Source organism: Rhodococcus sp. EPR-134 (assembly GCF_001647205.1).
Lineage (GTDB): Bacteria > Actinomycetota > Actinomycetes > Mycobacteriales > Mycobacteriaceae > Rhodococcus_F > Rhodococcus_F qingshengii.
The window spans coordinates 1-16647 of record NZ_LVCT01000399.1 but is presented as its reverse complement, the minus strand read 5'-3'; the positions used below and the strand labels follow the sequence as shown (position 1 = coordinate 16647).

Genomic DNA, 16647 nt, shown 5'->3' with positions numbered 1-16647 from the left:
TAAGCTGGGCTCCAAGCTCGCTTCCGTGTAACCCTCCGGCGCGAGAACATACCGATCTTGGAGGCCACCCTGTCCGCAGGAACCGCGCGCGTTGGACAGAGTTCGACCAACACCGCACCGCATCCGACCTCACTCGAACTGCCGGGTCTGTTCGAAGCAGCGCTCCGCGACTTCTTCGATTCACGCCGCGAACTCGTCTCGAACATCGGCGGTGGATACGAGGAGGCCGTCAGCACCCTCGAGGCCTTCGTCCTGCGCGGAGGAAAGCGCGTCCGACCGTCGTTCGCCTGGACGGGATGGCTCGGCGCCGGAGGCGACCCGAACGGTAAGAACGCAGACGCGGTGATTCGTGCGTGCGCCGCCCTCGAACTGGTGCAGGCCTGCGCGCTCGTCCACGACGACATCATCGACGCATCCACGACCAGGCGCGGCTTCCCGACCGTTCACGTCGAATTCGAGAACCAGCACCGAGACGAGGAGTGGAGCGGCGATTCCGCGCACTTCGGCGAGGCCGTCGCCATTCTTCTCGGCGACCTGGCCTTGGCCTGGGCGGACGACATGATCCGAGAATCCGGGATCAGCCCCGAGGCGGCCGCACGTGTCAGCCCGGTCTGGTCGGCAATGCGCACCGAGGTGCTCGGTGGCCAATTCCTCGACATCAGCAACGAAGCCCGAGGCGACGAGACCGTCGAGGCAGCCATGCGGGTCAACCGCTACAAGACCGCCGCGTACACGATCGAACGCCCACTGCACCTCGGCGCCGCGCTGTTCGGTGCGGACGCCGAGTTGGTCGATGCCTACCGGACCTTCGGCACGGACATCGGTATCGCCTTCCAACTTCGCGACGACCTGCTCGGTGTCTTCGGAGATCCGTCCGTCACGGGCAAACCGTCGGGCGACGATCTCATCGCCGGTAAGCGAACTGTCCTGTTCGCGATGGCGCTTGCCCGCGCCGACGCCGCAGATCCGGCGGCAGCAGAACTGCTCCGCAACGGAATCGGCACGCAGCTGACCGACACCGAGGTCGACACTCTGCGCCAGGTGATCACCGATCTGGGCGCCGTCACCGACGTCGAAACGCAGATCGACACCCTCGTCGAGGCAGCTGCGAACGCCCTCGACTCGAGCACGGCAACGGCAGAGTCCAAGGCTCGCCTGACCGACATGGCGATCGCGGCCACGAAGCGAAGCTACTGACCGTGGCACACGTGCACCGCACTCGAACCGTCAGCTCGCCGACCGATCGAGTCGTGATCGTCGGCGCGGGACTTGCCGGACTGTCTGCGGGGTTGTATCTGCGTGGCGCCGGCCGCGACGTTACGATTCTCGAGAGCAACAGCTCGGTCGGTGGGCGAGTCGGTGTCTACCAGGGCAATGACTACAGCATCGACAACGGCGCAACGGTGCTCACGATGCCCGAACTCGTCGAAGACGCCCTTGCGGCCGTCGGCGCCGACCCAGCCTCGACAAACCCCAAATTCGTTGTGCACAAGCTCGATCCGACGTACCACGCGCGATTCGCAGACGGCACCGCTCTCGATGTCCACGCCGACCCAGAAGACATGGCTGCCGAAGTCTCCCGTGTCTGCGGGCCGGAAGAAGCGCAGCGATACCGTGCGTTGCGGCAATGGCTGAACCGGATCTTCGACGCGGAATTCGACCGCTTCATGGACGCCGACTTCGATTCTCCCCTCGGACTGGTCAATTCGCGTGACGCAGTCAAAGATCTGAGCCGGCTCGTCGCACTGGGAGGATTCGGGAAACTGGGCGGGCAGGTGGATCGCAAGATCCGCGACCCTCGCCTCCGGCGGATCTTCACCTTCCAAGCGCTGTATGCGGGCGTTGCTCCGTCTCGGGCCCTCGCGGTGTACGGGGCGATCGCTCACATGGACACCTCACTCGGCGTCTACTTCCCCGAGGGCGGGATGCGCACGATCGCCGAGTCGATGGCCGACGCCTTCACCGAGGCCGGCGGAATTCTGCATCTCGGCCGCACTGTCGAACGCCTCGAGGTGAGCGATCGGCGCGTGCACACCGTTCACACACGCGACGGCGAGCGCTTCGACTGTGACGCCGCCGTCCTCACTCCCGACATGGCCGTCACGGACTCGCTGTTGCGCCCGCATACGCGATTGCGTCCGCGCCCGGTGCGTACATCGCCGTCCGCTGTCGTGATTCACGGCACTGTTTCCTCCGCGGTCGCCGACGAATGGCCCGCGCAGCGACACCACATGATCGACTTCGGCGAGGCGTGGAAGCGTACCTTCGCCGAGATCACGGCACGCCGCGGCCGCGGGCGACTGATGAGTGATCCGTCACTGCTCGTCACCCGACCGGCACAGACCGATCCGAGCCTGGCCTTCTCGCGAGACGGCCGAATCCGTGAACCGCTGTCAGTCCTCGCGCCGTGTCCGAATCTGGACAGTGCAAGTCTCGACTGGTCGACTCTCGGCCCGCCCTACGTGCGCGAAATCATCCTCACGCTGCAAGAACGTGGCTACACGGGACTGGTCGAAGGGTTCGAGATCGATCACGTCGACACCCCGCAGACCTGGCTCGAGAAGGGCATGGCCGCGGGTAGCCCGTTCGCAGCGGCACACACCTTCACCCAGACGGGGCCGTTCCGACGCAAGAACCTCGCCCGCGGCTTCGACAACGTCGTTCTCGCCGGATCGGGAACCGTTCCGGGGGTGGGAGTACCGACCGTTCTGCTGTCCGGACGGCTCGCCGCCGAACGTATTACCGGTACACGCGAGCGAGCCAGCGCGGTGGGCACTCGTGCGAGCAACTAAACTGGCCCCTCGTAACCGACCATTCATCCACGATTCACCGACTCGGGCGCTGCACGCGCCGATCGACACCGATCTCCTCGGGGGAGGAACCTGCACCGATGACGTCCTCTGCCGCAGCCACTGAAAGACCGTGGCACCTAAGGGCCGCCAATTTCCTTCGGACTCCCGAAGGTCACAGTGCACTGCTCGGTTTCTTCGGCGCAGTCATGATCACTTTCGGCGGATTCGGTGCCGGTAGCGTCCGGCGCCAAGATCCGCTGCTCGAGTCGATGCATCTGTCCTGGCTCCGTTTCGGCCACGGATCGATTCTGTCGGCGGCCATCGTCTGGATCGGTGTCCTGTGCATGATCGCCGCCTGGGTTCGACTGGGCCGCTCGACTCTGCGCGGTGACGTCTCGTTGCGCGGCCTGCGCTACGTCGTCCCGGTCTGGACGTTTCCGCTGCTGTTCGCGGTGCCCATGTTCAGCCGTGACGCCTACTCCTACCTGGCGCAAGGCGCGTTGTTGCGCAACGGCTTCGACCCGTATGCAGTCGGCCCCGTCGTCAATCCGGGAATCCTGCTCGACAACGTCTCCAACGTGTGGACGACGACAACTACCCCGTACGGTCCGGTTCACCTTCTCCTTGCCGACGCCATCGTTCGGCTGACCGGCGAGAACGTCATCGCCGGCACGATGCTGTTGCGGATCACGATGCTGCCCGGACTCGCCCTGATGATGTGGGCCGTTCCCCATCTCGCGACGAAGCTCGGCGGAAACACCTCGATCGCCCTGTGGCTCGCAGTACTCAATCCCCTCGTCCTGATCCACCTGATCGGCGGCGTTCACAACGAGATGCTCATGGTCGGCCTCATGGCCGCAGGCATTGCGCTCGCTCTCGAACGCAAGCACCTCTTCGGGATCGGGCTGATCGCGCTCGCCGTCGCGATCAAGGCAACCGCAGGCGTCGCACTTCCCTTCATAGTCTGGATCTGGATGATCCACGAGCGGGAGGACGCCGCAGCGGCCGGGCGAGAACCGGCGTCACCGATCCGATCGTTCGTCAAGACAGCCGGCGCAGGTTTCGCGGTGTTCGTGGCGGTACTCGGATCCACCTCACTGATCGCCGGAGTCGGCCTCGGCTGGACGACGGCACTCTCCGGTTCGGCAAAGATCATCAACTGGCTCTCGCTGCCCACGATCGTGGCGCACATCGGAACCATGGCAACCTCCTGGTTCGCCGGCGACCATTTCAACGACATCCTCGAAGTCTCCCGGACCATCTCGGCGGTTGTGTTGATCGCGATCATCGCCGTCGTGTGGTGGCGCTACCGCAAGACCGAACGCGACGCCGTCATGGGCATCGTGATCGTGATGGTCGCCATCGTCGTTCTGTCCCCCGCAGCACTCCCCTGGTACTACTCCTGGCCGCTGGCAGTAGCGGCCGGTTTCGCAATGTCGCCGACGACTCTCGCCGTACTGACCGGGCTGTCCACCTGGCTGATGCTGGTGTTCCAGCCGGACGGATCGATCGGCCTGTACACCTTCCCGCACGTGGCTCTGGCCATCGTCGCTGCCGTGATCGCGGCGATGTCCTTGCAGACGGAAGACCCACTGCGACTTCGTGGACGCAAACACGAGAAACCGATCGAAATGACGTCAGCCGTCTCGGCGCCCTCGACGTCAGGATCTGCGTGATCCGCGTGTCATGAACGCACTGCCTGCGTCCTATGAATTCTGCGAGGACGTGACGAGGGAACACGGCCGAACGTACTTTCTGGCCACCCGGTTGTTGCCCGTACCTCGACGCCGCGCAGTTCATGCGCTCTACGCATTTGCTCGCGTCGTCGACGACATCGTGGACGAACCCTCGGGTCCGCATGAACGAGGCACGGTGCTCGCCGACGTCGAACGTGCAGCCGTCAACGCACTCGACAACCCCACTGCGACAGGTGGCTTCCCGTCGACGGTTCCCCTCGACCTGACACGCGTACTCCCGGCCTTCGCGGATGCTGTGAAGACGTTCGACATCCCGCGCGCATATTTCGACGCCTTCTTCGAGTCCATGCGGATGGACGCCCCCGACACGGCGAAGTTTCGACCCGTTTACAACACGATGGACGAACTCAGCGAGTACATGTACGGCTCTGCCGTCGTCATCGGTTTGCAGATGCTCCCGATTCTCGGAGTGAGCGTTCCGCAGCAGGAAGCGGTAGTGCCCGCGTCGAATCTCGGTGAGGCGTTTCAGCTGACCAACTTCATCCGCGACGTCGGTGAAGACCTCGACCGGGGACGTCTGTATCTACCGGCGGGCGAGTTCGCCGCATTCGGGGTCGACATCGAGATGCTCGAGCACGGGCGCAGAACCGGAACGGTGGACGTTCGGGTCAAGCGCGCGCTGGCACACTTCATTGCCGTGACGCGGGGGCGGTATCGGTCTGCCGAATCTGGCATCCCGATGCTCGATCGGCGGGTCCAGCCGTCGATCCGCACGGCTTTCGTGTTGTACGGAGCAATTCTCGACCAGGTCGAGCGCGCCGACTTCCGGATACTGCATCGACGTGTGTCCGTTCCAGGACGCACGCGACTTCGAGTCGCTGCGCCGGGTCTGGTCCGGTCGGCAACCTACGCGCGAAAAACCGCATGCGGTGAGTTGTCAGAAGGCCGGCAGCTCAGAAAGCCATGGCCTGTGCGCGGCGGATGACCTCACGCGCGAGATCACCATGCAGTGCGTCCACCGGGCGCCCCGGCAGGGAATCGTCGGCCAGGAACAACCAGCGGAGGATTTCGACATCGGTGTAGCCGCCGTCGTGCAGCACCGCCAGCAGACCGGGCAGCCACTTGACGATCTGGCCGTCCTCGCCGAAGAACACTTCGGGGACACCGAGAACGCCATGCCGCTTGACTGCGATGATCTTGTGATCGCGAAGCAACTGGTGAACCTTGCTCACCGGCAACCCGACGTTCTTCGCCACATCCACCAGCTGGAACAGGGAAACCGAAGAATCCAGGACATCATCACAATAAGGAATCGCGCTCACCGCGAGAAGTTTATCCGGTCCGGCGAGCCCGCTGTGTACCGCCCGGTGCAGTGCTCGAAACTGCCGCTCCGCTCAGGTCACAGCGCTCTGTGACGTTCTCGAGACTTCCGCGTCGGTATCGCTGGCTACGATGGACGGGATGCGGCGTATCAGTAACCGGGATTTCGCGGTGGATGTAAATGGGTGCCCTCACTGCGGGAGCCAGTACGCGGTAAACAACCACCCACATGCCGACAGCTACCACCTAGACCGCAAGCAGACAGATCGCAAGCACGGAGGAACAGTCATTACGGAGGTCGAGGGTTGATCGGCGAAATGCTCGAGCGCCGCTATCGAGTGGACGCACCGATCGCGCGCGGCGGTATGTCGACCGTGTATCGAGGCCTCGATACACGGTTGGATCGACCTGTCGCGATCAAGGTGATGGACCCGCAATTCGCCGGCGATCCAGCGTTCCTGACTCGTTTCGAGTTCGAGGCCCGGGCCGTGGCCCGACTCAAGCATCCGGCCCTTGTGGCCGTCTACGACCAAGGCAGCGATCGCAATCACGTGTTCCTCGTGATGGAACTCGTCGACGGTGGCACCTTGCGTGAACTCCTTCGTGAGCGCGGACCGATGCCGCCACACGCAGTCGCTGCAGTCGTGGCACCTGTCCTGGACGCGTTGGCGGTGGCGCATCGAGCGGGACTGGTTCACCGTGACGTCAAACCCGAGAACATCTTGATCTCGGACACCGGCGAAGTGAAGATCGCCGACTTCGGATTGGTGCGTGCAGCTGCGGCAGCAACCACCACCTCCAACAGCGTGATCCTCGGCACCGCGGCCTATCTGTCGCCGGAACAGGTGACGTCAGGAATTGCCGACACTCGAAGCGACGTCTACTCGACCGGTGTGTTGATGTTCGAACTTCTCACCGGTACAACACCGTTCACCGGCGATACGTCACTCTCCATCGCCTACCAACGCATCCACGACGATGTCCCGCGCCCAGGTTCACGTATCCCCGGTGTACCGGCGCAGTTCGATCGTCTGGTCGCCGAAGCCACTCACCGCGAGCCCGCACATCGTTTCGCCGACGCCGGTGAGATGGCAGCTGCACTTCGCAGTGTGAGCGAGCAACTGGAACTTCCGTCATACCGCGTTCCCGCTCCGCGTCGAAGCGCCCAGCACCAGAGCGCGCAAGTTGCCCCGGCCCGGCCACAACCGGCGCCTGCGCCTCCCACGGAGGTACACCCGAACTCTGCTGCGCGCCCGAACCCTGCTGCCACGACGGTATTGGCGTCCGGCGTGGCCCCGGCTGTGGCAGCCACCACGGCGCTCGGCACGGGCTCTCCTCCCCCTGGCGGTATCCAGCACACTCGCGCGGTCACCGCGCAAACTGCTCGTCCGGCGACGGTCGACGGCGACTCGGATTTCGACGACGGTTCCGATTTCGGCGACGACCACCCGGGGCACGACGATCCGCATGCTCATTTTGTCGAGGCACGACGCAAATCGCGACGAGCCACCCTGATCTGGCTGCTCGTCATCGCGGTCCTCGCGCTCACGTTGGGCTTCGGCGGATGGTGGATGGGCTCGGGCCGCTATACAGCTGTTCCCTCGATCGACGGGCTGGCCAAGGACACTGCGGTCACCGCTCTGCAGGACGCCGGGCTCTCCCCCGACGTCCAGGGTCAGTACTCCGACGCCCAACCCATCGACACGGTGATCGGGACAGACCCGGCCTCCGGCTCGAGGGTCACCAAAGGCTCGACCGTGGCGTTACTGACTTCGCTCGGGCGTCCGACTGTCCCGCCCATTCCGGCCGGCGGCGACGTCTCGGCCCTGGGCGCACAACTCGCCGACCGCACTCTCGTCGCGGTCGACGGCGGGGACACATTCAGCTCCAAGATCCCGATCGGCGGCGTGGCCGCGCTCGACCCGGCACCGGGAACCGAAGTTGCCGTGGGCTCCTCGGTCAAGGTCATCACATCCAAAGGGTCACCGCCCGTGGACATTCCCGATGTGAAGGGCATGTCCGAGAACGCTGCGCGCGCCGCCCTCGACAAGGTAGGCATCTCAGTCAGCACCACCAGAACAACGTTCGACGACGCCGTCGAGGGCGGAGGCGTGATCGGCACCGATCCCGCAGTCGGGTCCTCCGTCAACGCCGGCACCTCCGTGGTTCTGCTCATCTCCGACTCCGTCAAGGTTCCCTCGCTGATCGGCCGCTCCGTCTCTTCAGCACGCGAAGAACTCGGCCGCCTCGGCCTCGAGATCACCGTGCGTCAGCTCACCCAGAACGACAGCTCGGTCATCATCAGCCAGAGCGTCAAGAACGACCTCGTTGCCAAGGGCACCGTCATCAGCGTCGTCGCAATTCCCTGACAGTCCGCTTCGGCCTAATCTGAATTCATGGCCACGTGGGAACCCGAGAGCATTGGGATACTCGACTTGCCGTCGGGGAGATCGATTCGGGGTCGAGGACTCCGCAATCCACTTCCTTCGGGACCTCTCCCCACCTTCGGCGTCTATCTGACCGGTAAAGAACCTCCCGACACCGAGTGGGAGTCGGAGTGGGTCCGCTGGCGAGATTTCTGGTTGCCGAGCGATCCCGATGCGCTGCGCAGGGCCCTGCACGAAGTGTGGGTGCGCTCGGAAACCGAAAGAGTCGAGATCGCGTGCGGTGGTGGATACGGCCGCACCGGAACAGCGTTGGCCGCTCTTGCCGTCATGGACGGAGTGCCCAGTAAGGACGCCACCGCGTACGTTCGCGCACGTTACTCACCTCGCGCCGTCGAAATGCCCTGGCAGCGCCGATTCGTCACACGATTCACGCAATAGCGAACGCCCCCACCTGCGCGAGCGGGTGAGGGCGTTTGCCGGAAATCTATGCCGGCGCGAATCAGCTTCGGCGAAGCAGGGTTTCAGCCTCGCAGCATCTCGGCCACGAGGAACGCGAGCTCCAACGACTGTTGGGTGTTCAATCGGGGGTCGCACGCCGTCTCGTAGCGACCGCCGAGATCGAGGTCGGAGATGTCCTGCGCGCCGCCGAGGCACTCGGTGACGTTCTCACCGGTCAGCTCGACGTGGATGCCACCCGGATGTGTGCCGAGACCGTTGTGGACCTCGAAGAATCCCTGGACCTCGTCGACGATGCGGTCGAAGTGGCGCGTCTTGTACCCGGTGGAGGCTTCGTGGGTGTTGCCGTGCATCGGATCGCACTGCCAGATGACCTGGTGACCGGTGGCTTGGACCTTCTCGATGATCGCCGGCAGCAGGTCGCGGACCTTGCCGTTGCCCATGCGCGAGATCAGAGTCAGACGACCTGGCTTGTTGGTGGGGTCGAGACGCTCGACGTATTCCACCGCCATTTCCGGCGTCGTGCTCGGGCCGATCTTGAGGCCGATCGGGTTGGACACCAACTCGGCGAAGGCGATGTGCGCGCCGTCGAGCTGACGAGTGCGGTCACCGATCCAGAGGAAGTGAGCCGACAGGTCGTAGAGCTTGGGGTGATCGCTGTCGTTGTCGAGACGCAGCATCGCGCGCTCGTAGTCGAGAACCAGGGCCTCGTGGCTGGCAAAGATCTGTGCCTGGTGCAGGCTCGGATCGGTGACGCCACACGCGTTCATGAACTGCAGGCCGCGGTCGATCTCGGCTGCCAGTTGCTCGTAGCGTGCTCCCGCGGGAGACGCTGCGACGAATTCGCGGTTCCAATCGTGCACCTTGTGCAGGTCGGCCATGCCGGCGCCGGTGAGTGCGCGAACCAGGTTCATCGCGGCGCTGGCGTTGGCGTATGCACGCACCAGTCGCGAAGGATCGTGGGCGCGGACTGCCTCGTCGGCGACGAGCGAGTTGATCATGTCGCCGCGGTAGGACTTCAGACCCAACGAGTCGATGTCGGCCGAGCGCGGTTTGGCGTACTGGCCGGCGATGCGAGCGACCTTGACGACCGGCATCGAGGAACCGTAGGTGAGCACGACGGCCATCTGCAGCAACGTGCGGATGTTTCCCTTGATGTGCGGCTCGGTGTTGTCCGCGAAGGTCTCGGCGCAGTCACCGCCCTGGAGCAGAAATGCCTCACCACGCGCGACCTGCGCGAGACGCTCTTGCAGCGCCTCGACTTCGCTGGCCACCGTGATGGGAGGCACGCTCTCGAGCACAGTCCGCATGGCGGCCGCCTGGTCAGCGGGCCACGAGGGCTGCTGAGCAGCGGGCTTCGCGAGCGCCTCGTCGAGCTGCTTACGCAGTCCGGCAGGCAGCGGCGGGAGTTCGGGCAAGCGGTCGATCGGCACGTCGACAGTCCAGTTCACCTCTACAGGATATTCGCTCGCTCGTCGGCGCGTCACACAGGCTCTCGATCGCAGCCCAATCGGAACACTTCCCGCGCACCGAAACCTGGGTCAGCGAAGTGACCGTGCAGCCGAAATGGCGTCGAACTTCACGAGGTTGTGCCTGGCGTCGGCAAGTGCGTCGTGTGCGTCGGCGGGCGCCGACGGGAGGGCAGGACTGCCGTTGTCTTCCCAGAACTGTCGGAGTTCGCGGGTGTACCGCGGCATCGACTGCGGTAGTTCCGTCATGTCGCCCCACAACTGGCACAGCGCGACGTGGTCGTAGGCGGCGACCCACGCCCAGAGCTCCGGAACCACCATCGGCCGCGGAACGAAGAATTTCAGAAGATCGTCGCGGATCTTCTCGCGTGATTTCCACAGCGGCGACGAAGGCTGCGGCAACTTCGGCAGCACGTTCTTGCGCACCCAACTACCGGCACGGGCGGGATCGAACTCCGTCGAGACAGCGTAATACTCTCGGCCGTCCTCACAGACAACGCCGATGGACACGAGATCGATGGTTCGACCGTCTTCGATGAATTCACAGTCGTAGAAGTAGCGCACGTCCGAAAACTATGCCGCACGCGCAGGCTCTGGAGCCAATGCGCGTGCGGCCGGTGTGGGAAATCTCTAGCTGGCTTGTGCGTCCGGGAGCGAATCCTTGTCGGACTTCGCGGATTCCTTCGACTCGGCCGAGGCCACGAGATCGACAACCGACTCGCCGCCTTCCGCCGGAACGTCGACGGCAGCTTCGGGTTTCGTGGGCGCCTGGTTCTTGAGGCTTGCCGCGTAGATGTCCACGTACTCCTGGCCGGAGAGTTTCATCAACTTGTACATCACCTCGTCGGTCACAGCGCGCTCGACGAAGCGGTTTCCGCCCATGCCTTCGAAGCGGGAGAAATCGATGGGTTCGCCGACAATCACGGTGACCTTGGCGGGACGCCACATCCGTGAGCCGATCGGATTCATCTTGTCGGTGCCGACCATCGCTACCGGGATCACCTTGACGCCCGATTCAAGTGCGAGGCGCGCCATTCCGGTCTTGCCTTTGTAGAGGCGACCGTCAGGCGAGCGCGTCCCCTCGGGGTAGATACCCAGCAGGCTGCCCGAACCGAGGACCTTGAGACCGGCGTTGAGTGCATCCTGCGCCGCGTCTGCACCGGTTCGGTCGATGGGGACCTGACCGACCGCGGTGAAGAACCACTTCTGGAAAGCGCCCTTCAGACCGGAACCGGTGAAGTACTCACTCTTGGCAAGGAACGTGATGCGGCGGTTGACGCGAAGCGGAAGGTAGAACGAGTCCAGAACCGCCTGGTGATTGCTGGCCAGAATGGCCGCCCCGTCAGTCGGAATGTTCTCGTGACCCTTGACCGTCGGACGCCCGAGCAGCCAGAGAATCGGCCCCAGCAACACATACTTGAAGAGCCAATACCACACGGCGTCCCTCCCATTCACAGCTGAATTTCGCTGAGTACGACCTTACTGCCGACCGGTAACCCCCGCTACACACGCCCCTGCAGGATCGACCCGATCACAGTCCGGCAGACGTGGTTCCAGCGCCGTCGACCCCACCAAGATCCTGAGGCACTACCGATCGGGCCAATGCGGCGGCGCCGACCATGCCCGCAGCTTCGCCCAGCTGAGCGGAACGGATGCGGGCCAGTGGGCGGTGCTTCGCCCCGGTCAACAATGTCGCGTATTGCTCGCGGGCGTCGTCGAGAAACAGTGGGGCAGAACTCGCGACGCCGCCGGCGATCACGACCAGATCGGGATCGTAGACGTCACCGACCATGGCCAGACCCACGGCCAGCCAACGGGTGAACTCGGCGATCGTTGCCAGCGCGAGTGGGTCACCGTCCTGCGCGGCGTTGGCGATCCGGCGACCGGTGAGCGAACCAGGATCCACCGCTACCTCACGCGCCAGGACCGTCGACGCGGCCGGGTCGGCGGCAAGCAGTTCGATTGCCGTGTCGACGAGCGCCGTTCCGCTGCAATAGCGCTCCCAACACCCACGTTTGCCACACGCGCACTGACGCCCGCCCGGAACGACCTGGATGTGGCCCAGTTCGGGAGCGACGCCGTGACTCCCCCGGTACAGCTCACCGTTGATCAGCAGCGCTCCACCGATTCCGGTCCCGATTGCCACCATCACGACATTGCGGCCACCTGCGGCCGCGCCGAATCGGTGCTCCGCGAACGCCGCCGCATTGGCGTCGTGTTCGAGAACGACCGGCAAGCCGAGCCGCTTGCTCAAGTCACTTCCGACCGGCGCGTCCACCCACGGCAAGTGCGGAGCGAACCGAACCGAGCTTCGATCGGAGGTGATGAAGCCGGCGACCGCCAATCCCACGGCCGATACCTCGTGCCTGGTGACCAATTCGCGCACGACGCGATCGAGACCGTCTTCGAGTGCCCTGGCCGACTGCGGGGTCGGGGCTTGAATCATCTCGAGCACTTGTCCGTCGACGTCCACGACGGAGGCCCTGATACTCGTCCCGCCGACGTCGATGCCGACCGTCAAGATGTCGTCCATGGTGGAGTCGGAGACCGCTTTCAAGCGGCGCGCGCTCATCGCGACGATTCCCGCGCGAGCGGCGTCCGCTGGAGTGCGCACCCTGAATCGGTGCCTCGTGCGTCGGTGACCATTGTGTCGATTGTGCTCATCTCGGGCCGTTCGCTCTACCCGGGGTACTGAGTCAGTCCTTGACCGTCACGTTGATCGGGACAAATGCCGCCGTGCGAGTTCGCTCCGCACCTGGCGTCGTCGGACCGCCTTCGGGTCCACGATCGGGGCCTGACGGCCCCCCGAGAAACTCGTCGAGAATCTCACGAAGCAACGCAAGGAATGCTGCTGCTTGACCCGCGAGGAATGCCAACAGTTCGTGGTGCTCACCGCGAACCAGTGCGGCGAGGGCGCACACCGGGCACCAGCTGCAGCCGGTGAACACCGGCTGCGTGTCCGTGGACGCCGAGTCACTCGCAACGTCTGCCGTCGCTGCTGCGGCCTTCTGCAGCACCGGTTCCAGGCGCGTCAGAACGGTTTCCGCCAGCGCGCGAAACTCCGCGACGAGGCGCTCGTGCTCTTCGCTCATACCGGCCACACCGCGGGATCCGGGCTGAACCGGATGATCAGGTAACTGCCGTCCAACTCCGCCCCGTTCACGACACAACGACGCAGCACCGACGCCAAACGAACTCTGCGTCGTACGCCGTCTGCTCCCACCAGCACATCGTCCTCCACCCGGCCCAACGACAACGACGACGGATCCACGAGCGGAAGGTACATCCGCATCACGTACACCGAATCGACTCCGGTCCCGGACTCCAACGACACCACGATGTTGTCCGCGGTACCGACGGTGCCCGAATCCGTGCCCGCTCCACCCTCGAACGTGGCCGCGATCTCGCCCAGAGCGGCCAACCCTACCGGTTCGGCGCAAGCGCGTTCGACCGTTGTGACGGACATTCCATCGGTTGATCCACGCAGTTCGTCCACGACGAGTGCCTGAGCCGCCCGGATCGACGCGAGCCACTGCGCCGCCGGTGAATCGTCGACACTCTTCCCTGCGGACGAGTTGAACTGCGGGACAAGGTTGTTGACCACAATCCCGTCAACTCGCAACCCGGCCAGAGCCAGCCCGGACAACGTCCGACGAGTCGCCGCGACCGACACGCCGTCGGCCGACGTCACCACACGCACGCCGGTGTTCTCCCGATCCGAGAGGTGAACCGCGATCCGATCCACCGACGCGAGCACGCGTTCGACGACGGACACGAACAGGAGCAGCCGCATGTCCGTACCTGTCACAGCGACCATCCGCCTGTGCCGCGGCCACAATCGCTCGAGATACTCCGACACCATCGACGGCGAGCCGAGTAGCCGCAGCGCTTCGGCTGCGGCCGGACAGTCCACGATCACGAGGTCGTAGTCGCCGCTGTCCGAGAGGTCGACGATCTCGGCGAGCCCGAGCATGTCTTGGATGCCCAGGGATCCCGTCAACTCTTCCGGTTCCAAGCCCTCGAACGACGAACCGTGTTCGTGATCTCCCGCTCCGAAAGTTCCTGCAGCGTCGATCAACCCCGACAATCCTCGGAACTTGTCCTCGAGGAGCGCTGACGTGTCGAGTTGCCGGACGTCGAGACGCTCGGTGAGAGATGTGGTCGTTCGCGGATTCGGCACGCCCAGGACGTCTGCAAGAGAACCTGCCTGATCGATCGACACGAGCAGCACTCTCGCCCCATCGGTCGCAGCCGACACAGCAGTCGCTGCGGCAAGCGTCGTCGTGCCTACTCCGCCTTTACCGACGAACAGTTGGACGCGCGATCGTTGCTCCGGCACTCAGCCCTCGACTCGCTTCTTCAGTTCCTTCAGAGCTGTGTCGGTGATGATCTTCTCGGCCTTGCGCTTGAACAGTCCGATCATCGGAATCGTCAGGTCGACCGTCAACTCGTAGGTGACCGACGTGGTGCCGTTCGGGCCGGGCTCGAGTGTGTACGAACCGAATTGGGACTTCTGAATCTCGCCCGAGATCAGCTCCCAACTCACCGCCATACCGTCCGGTGCCCACGAATACTGCAGTTCGTAGGTGTCCTTCACCATCCCCGCGTCGAGGACGAAACGTACTCGGTCCGCGCGGCCGCCCTGTCCCGGCGCCGTCACCTCGACGGACTTCGCCGCGGCCACCCACTCGGGGTACCGCTCGAAATCGGCGATGACGTCCATCACGGCGTCGGCAGGAGCGTCGATGCTGATCAACCCCTTGGTCTTCTCGGCCATACGACTGCGCTACCTTCCTTCGTCAAAAGTCCAGAACCTGCACAACGTGCAGTGCTTCGATTATCAGTCCGGTGCTACTCCGGCGGCACGTCCCGCTTCGAGTTCGCGCTTGAGCTGGAACGACATGACCTTGCCATCGACCCGACGCTTGCGGTTCATCCCGGCGAGGTCGAGGGTCGCCAGATCGGACGGCGATACGCCGACCGGCTCACAGTGCAGGAAGTAGTGCGCGATCGTCCCGTCCATGACCGGTTCGAGCCACACCTCCATGGTGCCGACCAGCTGACCGGACACTCCCCAACGGAATCCTGCGGGACCGCGATCTTCCCGGACTTCGAGCTCGAGATCACTGAACCAGCGACGCCACTGCGCGCGCGAGGACAACAGTTCGGCGACCCGCTCGGGCGGGGCGGCGATGAAAGTCTGGTCTGCGACCTGAATGCTGCTCACCGAAGTAGCTTCACATATCGCGTCCGCGAAGCGTCGAGGGGTGTCGCAACACTACATACCGGACAGACTGTAAGCCTGGCCACAACTGCGTCGGACATGCGACTACAGTAGGAGACGAAAACCCTACTCGTCAGTATTTCGCAGTGTCGGAGGTATTTCGTGCCTGAGTTCAGCGCACCCCAGACGTTCACCATTCCCGAGGATGCCTCCGCGGTCGACTCGGTCTTCGCCTTCGCGAAGACGAAGCCGGCGGCGGTTGTCTACAAGCGCAAAGTCGGAAATGCATGGGTCGATGTCACTGCAGGCGATTTCGCCGCTCAGGTGACTGCCGTCGCCAAGGGCCTGATCGCGATCGGAGTCGAGCAGGGCGATCGCGTCGGCCTCATGTCGGCGACTCGCTTCGAATGGCCGCTCGTCGACTACGCCATCTGGGCGGCCGGCGGCGTGACGGTTCCGATCTACGAAACCTCCGCAGCCGAGCAGGTTCGCTGGATTCTCGAGGACTCCGAAGCAATCGACCTCATCGTCGAGAACGACGCACATGCCGCGACCGTGAAGGACGTCGCTGCAGCCGCCCCCGCGCTGCGCACGGTGTACCAGATCGATGCCGCGGCAGGCGGTAAAGGTGTTGTCGAGGAATTGACCGCACTGGGCGCCGACATCTCCGACGAGGACGTCCACGCCCGCGTCGCGGCACTGAAGGCATCCGATCCCGCGACCCTGATCTACACGTCGGGCACCACGGGCCGACCCAAGGGCTGCCAGCTGACGCACTCCAACCTGATTGCCGAGTCGAAGGGCATCCTCGACTCCAACCTCGGCACGCTGCTCAAGACTCCTGGCGTTCGCACTCTGATGTTCTTGCCGCTCGCGCACGTTCTCGCTCGCGCAGTCAGCATCGCGTCGTTCGATGCCGGTGCAGCGCTGGGGCACACGAGCGACATCCCGAACCTCGTTCCGACGTTCGGCGAGTTCAAGCCCGACTTCATCCTCTCGGTGCCGCGCGTGTTCGAGAAGGTCTACAACAGCGCACGCGCCAAGGCGCACGGCGACGGCAAGGGAAAGATCTTCGACGCGGCCGCAGACACCGCCGTCGCGTGGAGCGAGGCGCAGGACAAGGGCGGCGCCGGCATCGTTCTCAAGGCCAAGCACGCTCTCTTCGACAAGCTCGTGTACTCGAAGCTGCGCGCAGCGCTCGGCGGGCAGTGCCAGCTGGCCATTTCCGGTGGTGCACCTCTGGGCGCTCGACTCGGCCACTTCTTCCGCGGTATCGGTGTCACGATCTACGAGGGCTACGGA

The 16647-nt window shown here is 64.4% G+C and carries 16 protein-coding genes; 7 read left to right on the top strand and 9 right to left on the bottom strand.

The window, feature by feature from the left end; genetic code table 11:
- The first annotated feature begins 57 nt into the window (after positions 1–57).
- The 4 genes from A2J01_RS18320 (at position 58) to A2J01_RS18305 (ending at position 5474) form a co-directional block, all read left to right on the top strand.
- Positions 58–1197: a polyprenyl synthetase family protein gene (locus A2J01_RS18320; protein WP_003941696.1), complete on the top strand. Its 1140-nt coding sequence runs from the start codon at positions 58–60 to the stop codon at positions 1195–1197.
- 2 nt (positions 1198–1199) lie between these two features.
- On the top strand, positions 1200–2792 hold the full coding sequence (crtI, locus tag A2J01_RS18315; protein WP_003941668.1) for a phytoene desaturase family protein: 1593 nt from the start codon (positions 1200–1202) through the stop codon (positions 2790–2792).
- Between the two features lie 98 nt (positions 2793–2890).
- Positions 2891–4468 (top strand): alpha-(1->6)-mannopyranosyltransferase A, encoded by a 1578-nt coding sequence (locus tag A2J01_RS18310; protein WP_064113269.1) that lies wholly within the window; start codon positions 2891–2893, stop codon positions 4466–4468.
- A gap of 10 nt (positions 4469–4478) precedes the next feature.
- Positions 4479–5474 (top strand): phytoene/squalene synthase family protein, encoded by a 996-nt coding sequence (locus A2J01_RS18305; RefSeq protein ID WP_064113268.1) that lies wholly within the window; start codon positions 4479–4481, stop codon positions 5472–5474.
- Here A2J01_RS18305 and A2J01_RS18300 read toward each other — a convergent pair.
- A complete protein-coding gene (locus A2J01_RS18300; RefSeq protein WP_003941747.1) occupies positions 5443–5811 on the bottom strand; it encodes an Rv2175c family DNA-binding protein in 369 nt (122 codons plus the stop codon). The genes A2J01_RS18305 and A2J01_RS18300 overlap by 32 nt on opposite strands.
- A 303-nt stretch (positions 5812–6114) precedes the next feature.
- Here A2J01_RS18300 and pknB point away from each other — a divergent pair, with 303 nt between their 5' ends.
- Positions 6115–8178 carry a Stk1 family PASTA domain-containing Ser/Thr kinase gene (pknB, locus tag A2J01_RS18295; protein WP_082900899.1) on the top strand — a complete coding sequence of 688 codons (2064 nt, stop codon included), beginning with the start codon at positions 6115–6117 and terminating at the stop codon, positions 8176–8178.
- 27 nt (positions 8179–8205) lie between these two features.
- A complete protein-coding gene (locus tag A2J01_RS18290; RefSeq protein WP_003941706.1) occupies positions 8206–8634 on the top strand; it encodes a protein-tyrosine phosphatase family protein in 429 nt (142 codons plus the stop codon).
- Positions 8635–8717: 83 nt separating this feature from the next.
- On the opposite strand, the gene A2J01_RS18285 is transcribed toward A2J01_RS18290, so the two are convergent.
- The 8 genes from A2J01_RS18285 to A2J01_RS18250 all read right to left on the bottom strand — a co-directional run bounded on the left by A2J01_RS18285 (position 8718) and on the right by A2J01_RS18250 (position 15348).
- Positions 8718–10103 carry a class II 3-deoxy-7-phosphoheptulonate synthase gene (locus A2J01_RS18285; protein ID WP_007730070.1) on the bottom strand — a complete coding sequence of 462 codons (1386 nt, stop codon included), beginning with the start codon at positions 10101–10103 and terminating at the stop codon, positions 8718–8720.
- A gap of 90 nt (positions 10104–10193) precedes the next feature.
- Positions 10194–10685: a polyadenylate-specific 3'-exoribonuclease AS gene (locus A2J01_RS18280; protein ID WP_003941683.1), complete on the bottom strand. Its 492-nt coding sequence runs from the start codon at positions 10683–10685 to the stop codon at positions 10194–10196.
- A 66-nt stretch (positions 10686–10751) separates the two neighbouring features.
- Complete coding sequence (locus A2J01_RS18275; protein ID WP_003941692.1) at positions 10752–11558, bottom strand: lysophospholipid acyltransferase family protein; 807 nt, start codon at positions 11556–11558, stop codon at positions 10752–10754.
- 94 nt (positions 11559–11652) lie between these two features.
- Entirely contained in the window at positions 11653–12693 is a 1041-nt protein-coding gene (locus tag A2J01_RS18270; protein WP_020969875.1) for an ROK family protein, read from the bottom strand.
- Positions 12694–12817: 124 nt separating this feature from the next.
- A complete protein-coding gene (locus A2J01_RS18265) occupies positions 12818–13213 on the bottom strand; it encodes a hypothetical protein (protein WP_007730069.1) in 396 nt (131 codons plus the stop codon).
- On the bottom strand, positions 13210–14460 hold the full coding sequence (locus A2J01_RS18260) for an ArsA family ATPase (RefSeq protein WP_064113266.1): 1251 nt from the start codon (positions 14458–14460) through the stop codon (positions 13210–13212). The genes A2J01_RS18265 and A2J01_RS18260 overlap by 4 nt, the downstream gene beginning before the upstream one ends.
- On the bottom strand, positions 14461–14898 hold the full coding sequence (locus A2J01_RS18255; RefSeq protein ID WP_003941701.1) for an SRPBCC family protein: 438 nt from the start codon (positions 14896–14898) through the stop codon (positions 14461–14463).
- 63 nt (positions 14899–14961) lie between these two features.
- Complete coding sequence (locus A2J01_RS18250; protein ID WP_003941776.1) at positions 14962–15348, bottom strand: hypothetical protein; 387 nt, start codon at positions 15346–15348, stop codon at positions 14962–14964.
- A gap of 159 nt (positions 15349–15507) precedes the next feature.
- Here A2J01_RS18250 and A2J01_RS18245 point away from each other — a divergent pair.
- Positions 15508–16647: AMP-dependent synthetase/ligase (locus A2J01_RS18245; RefSeq protein ID WP_156519307.1), on the top strand; the 1140-nt coding region annotated here is incomplete at its 3' end.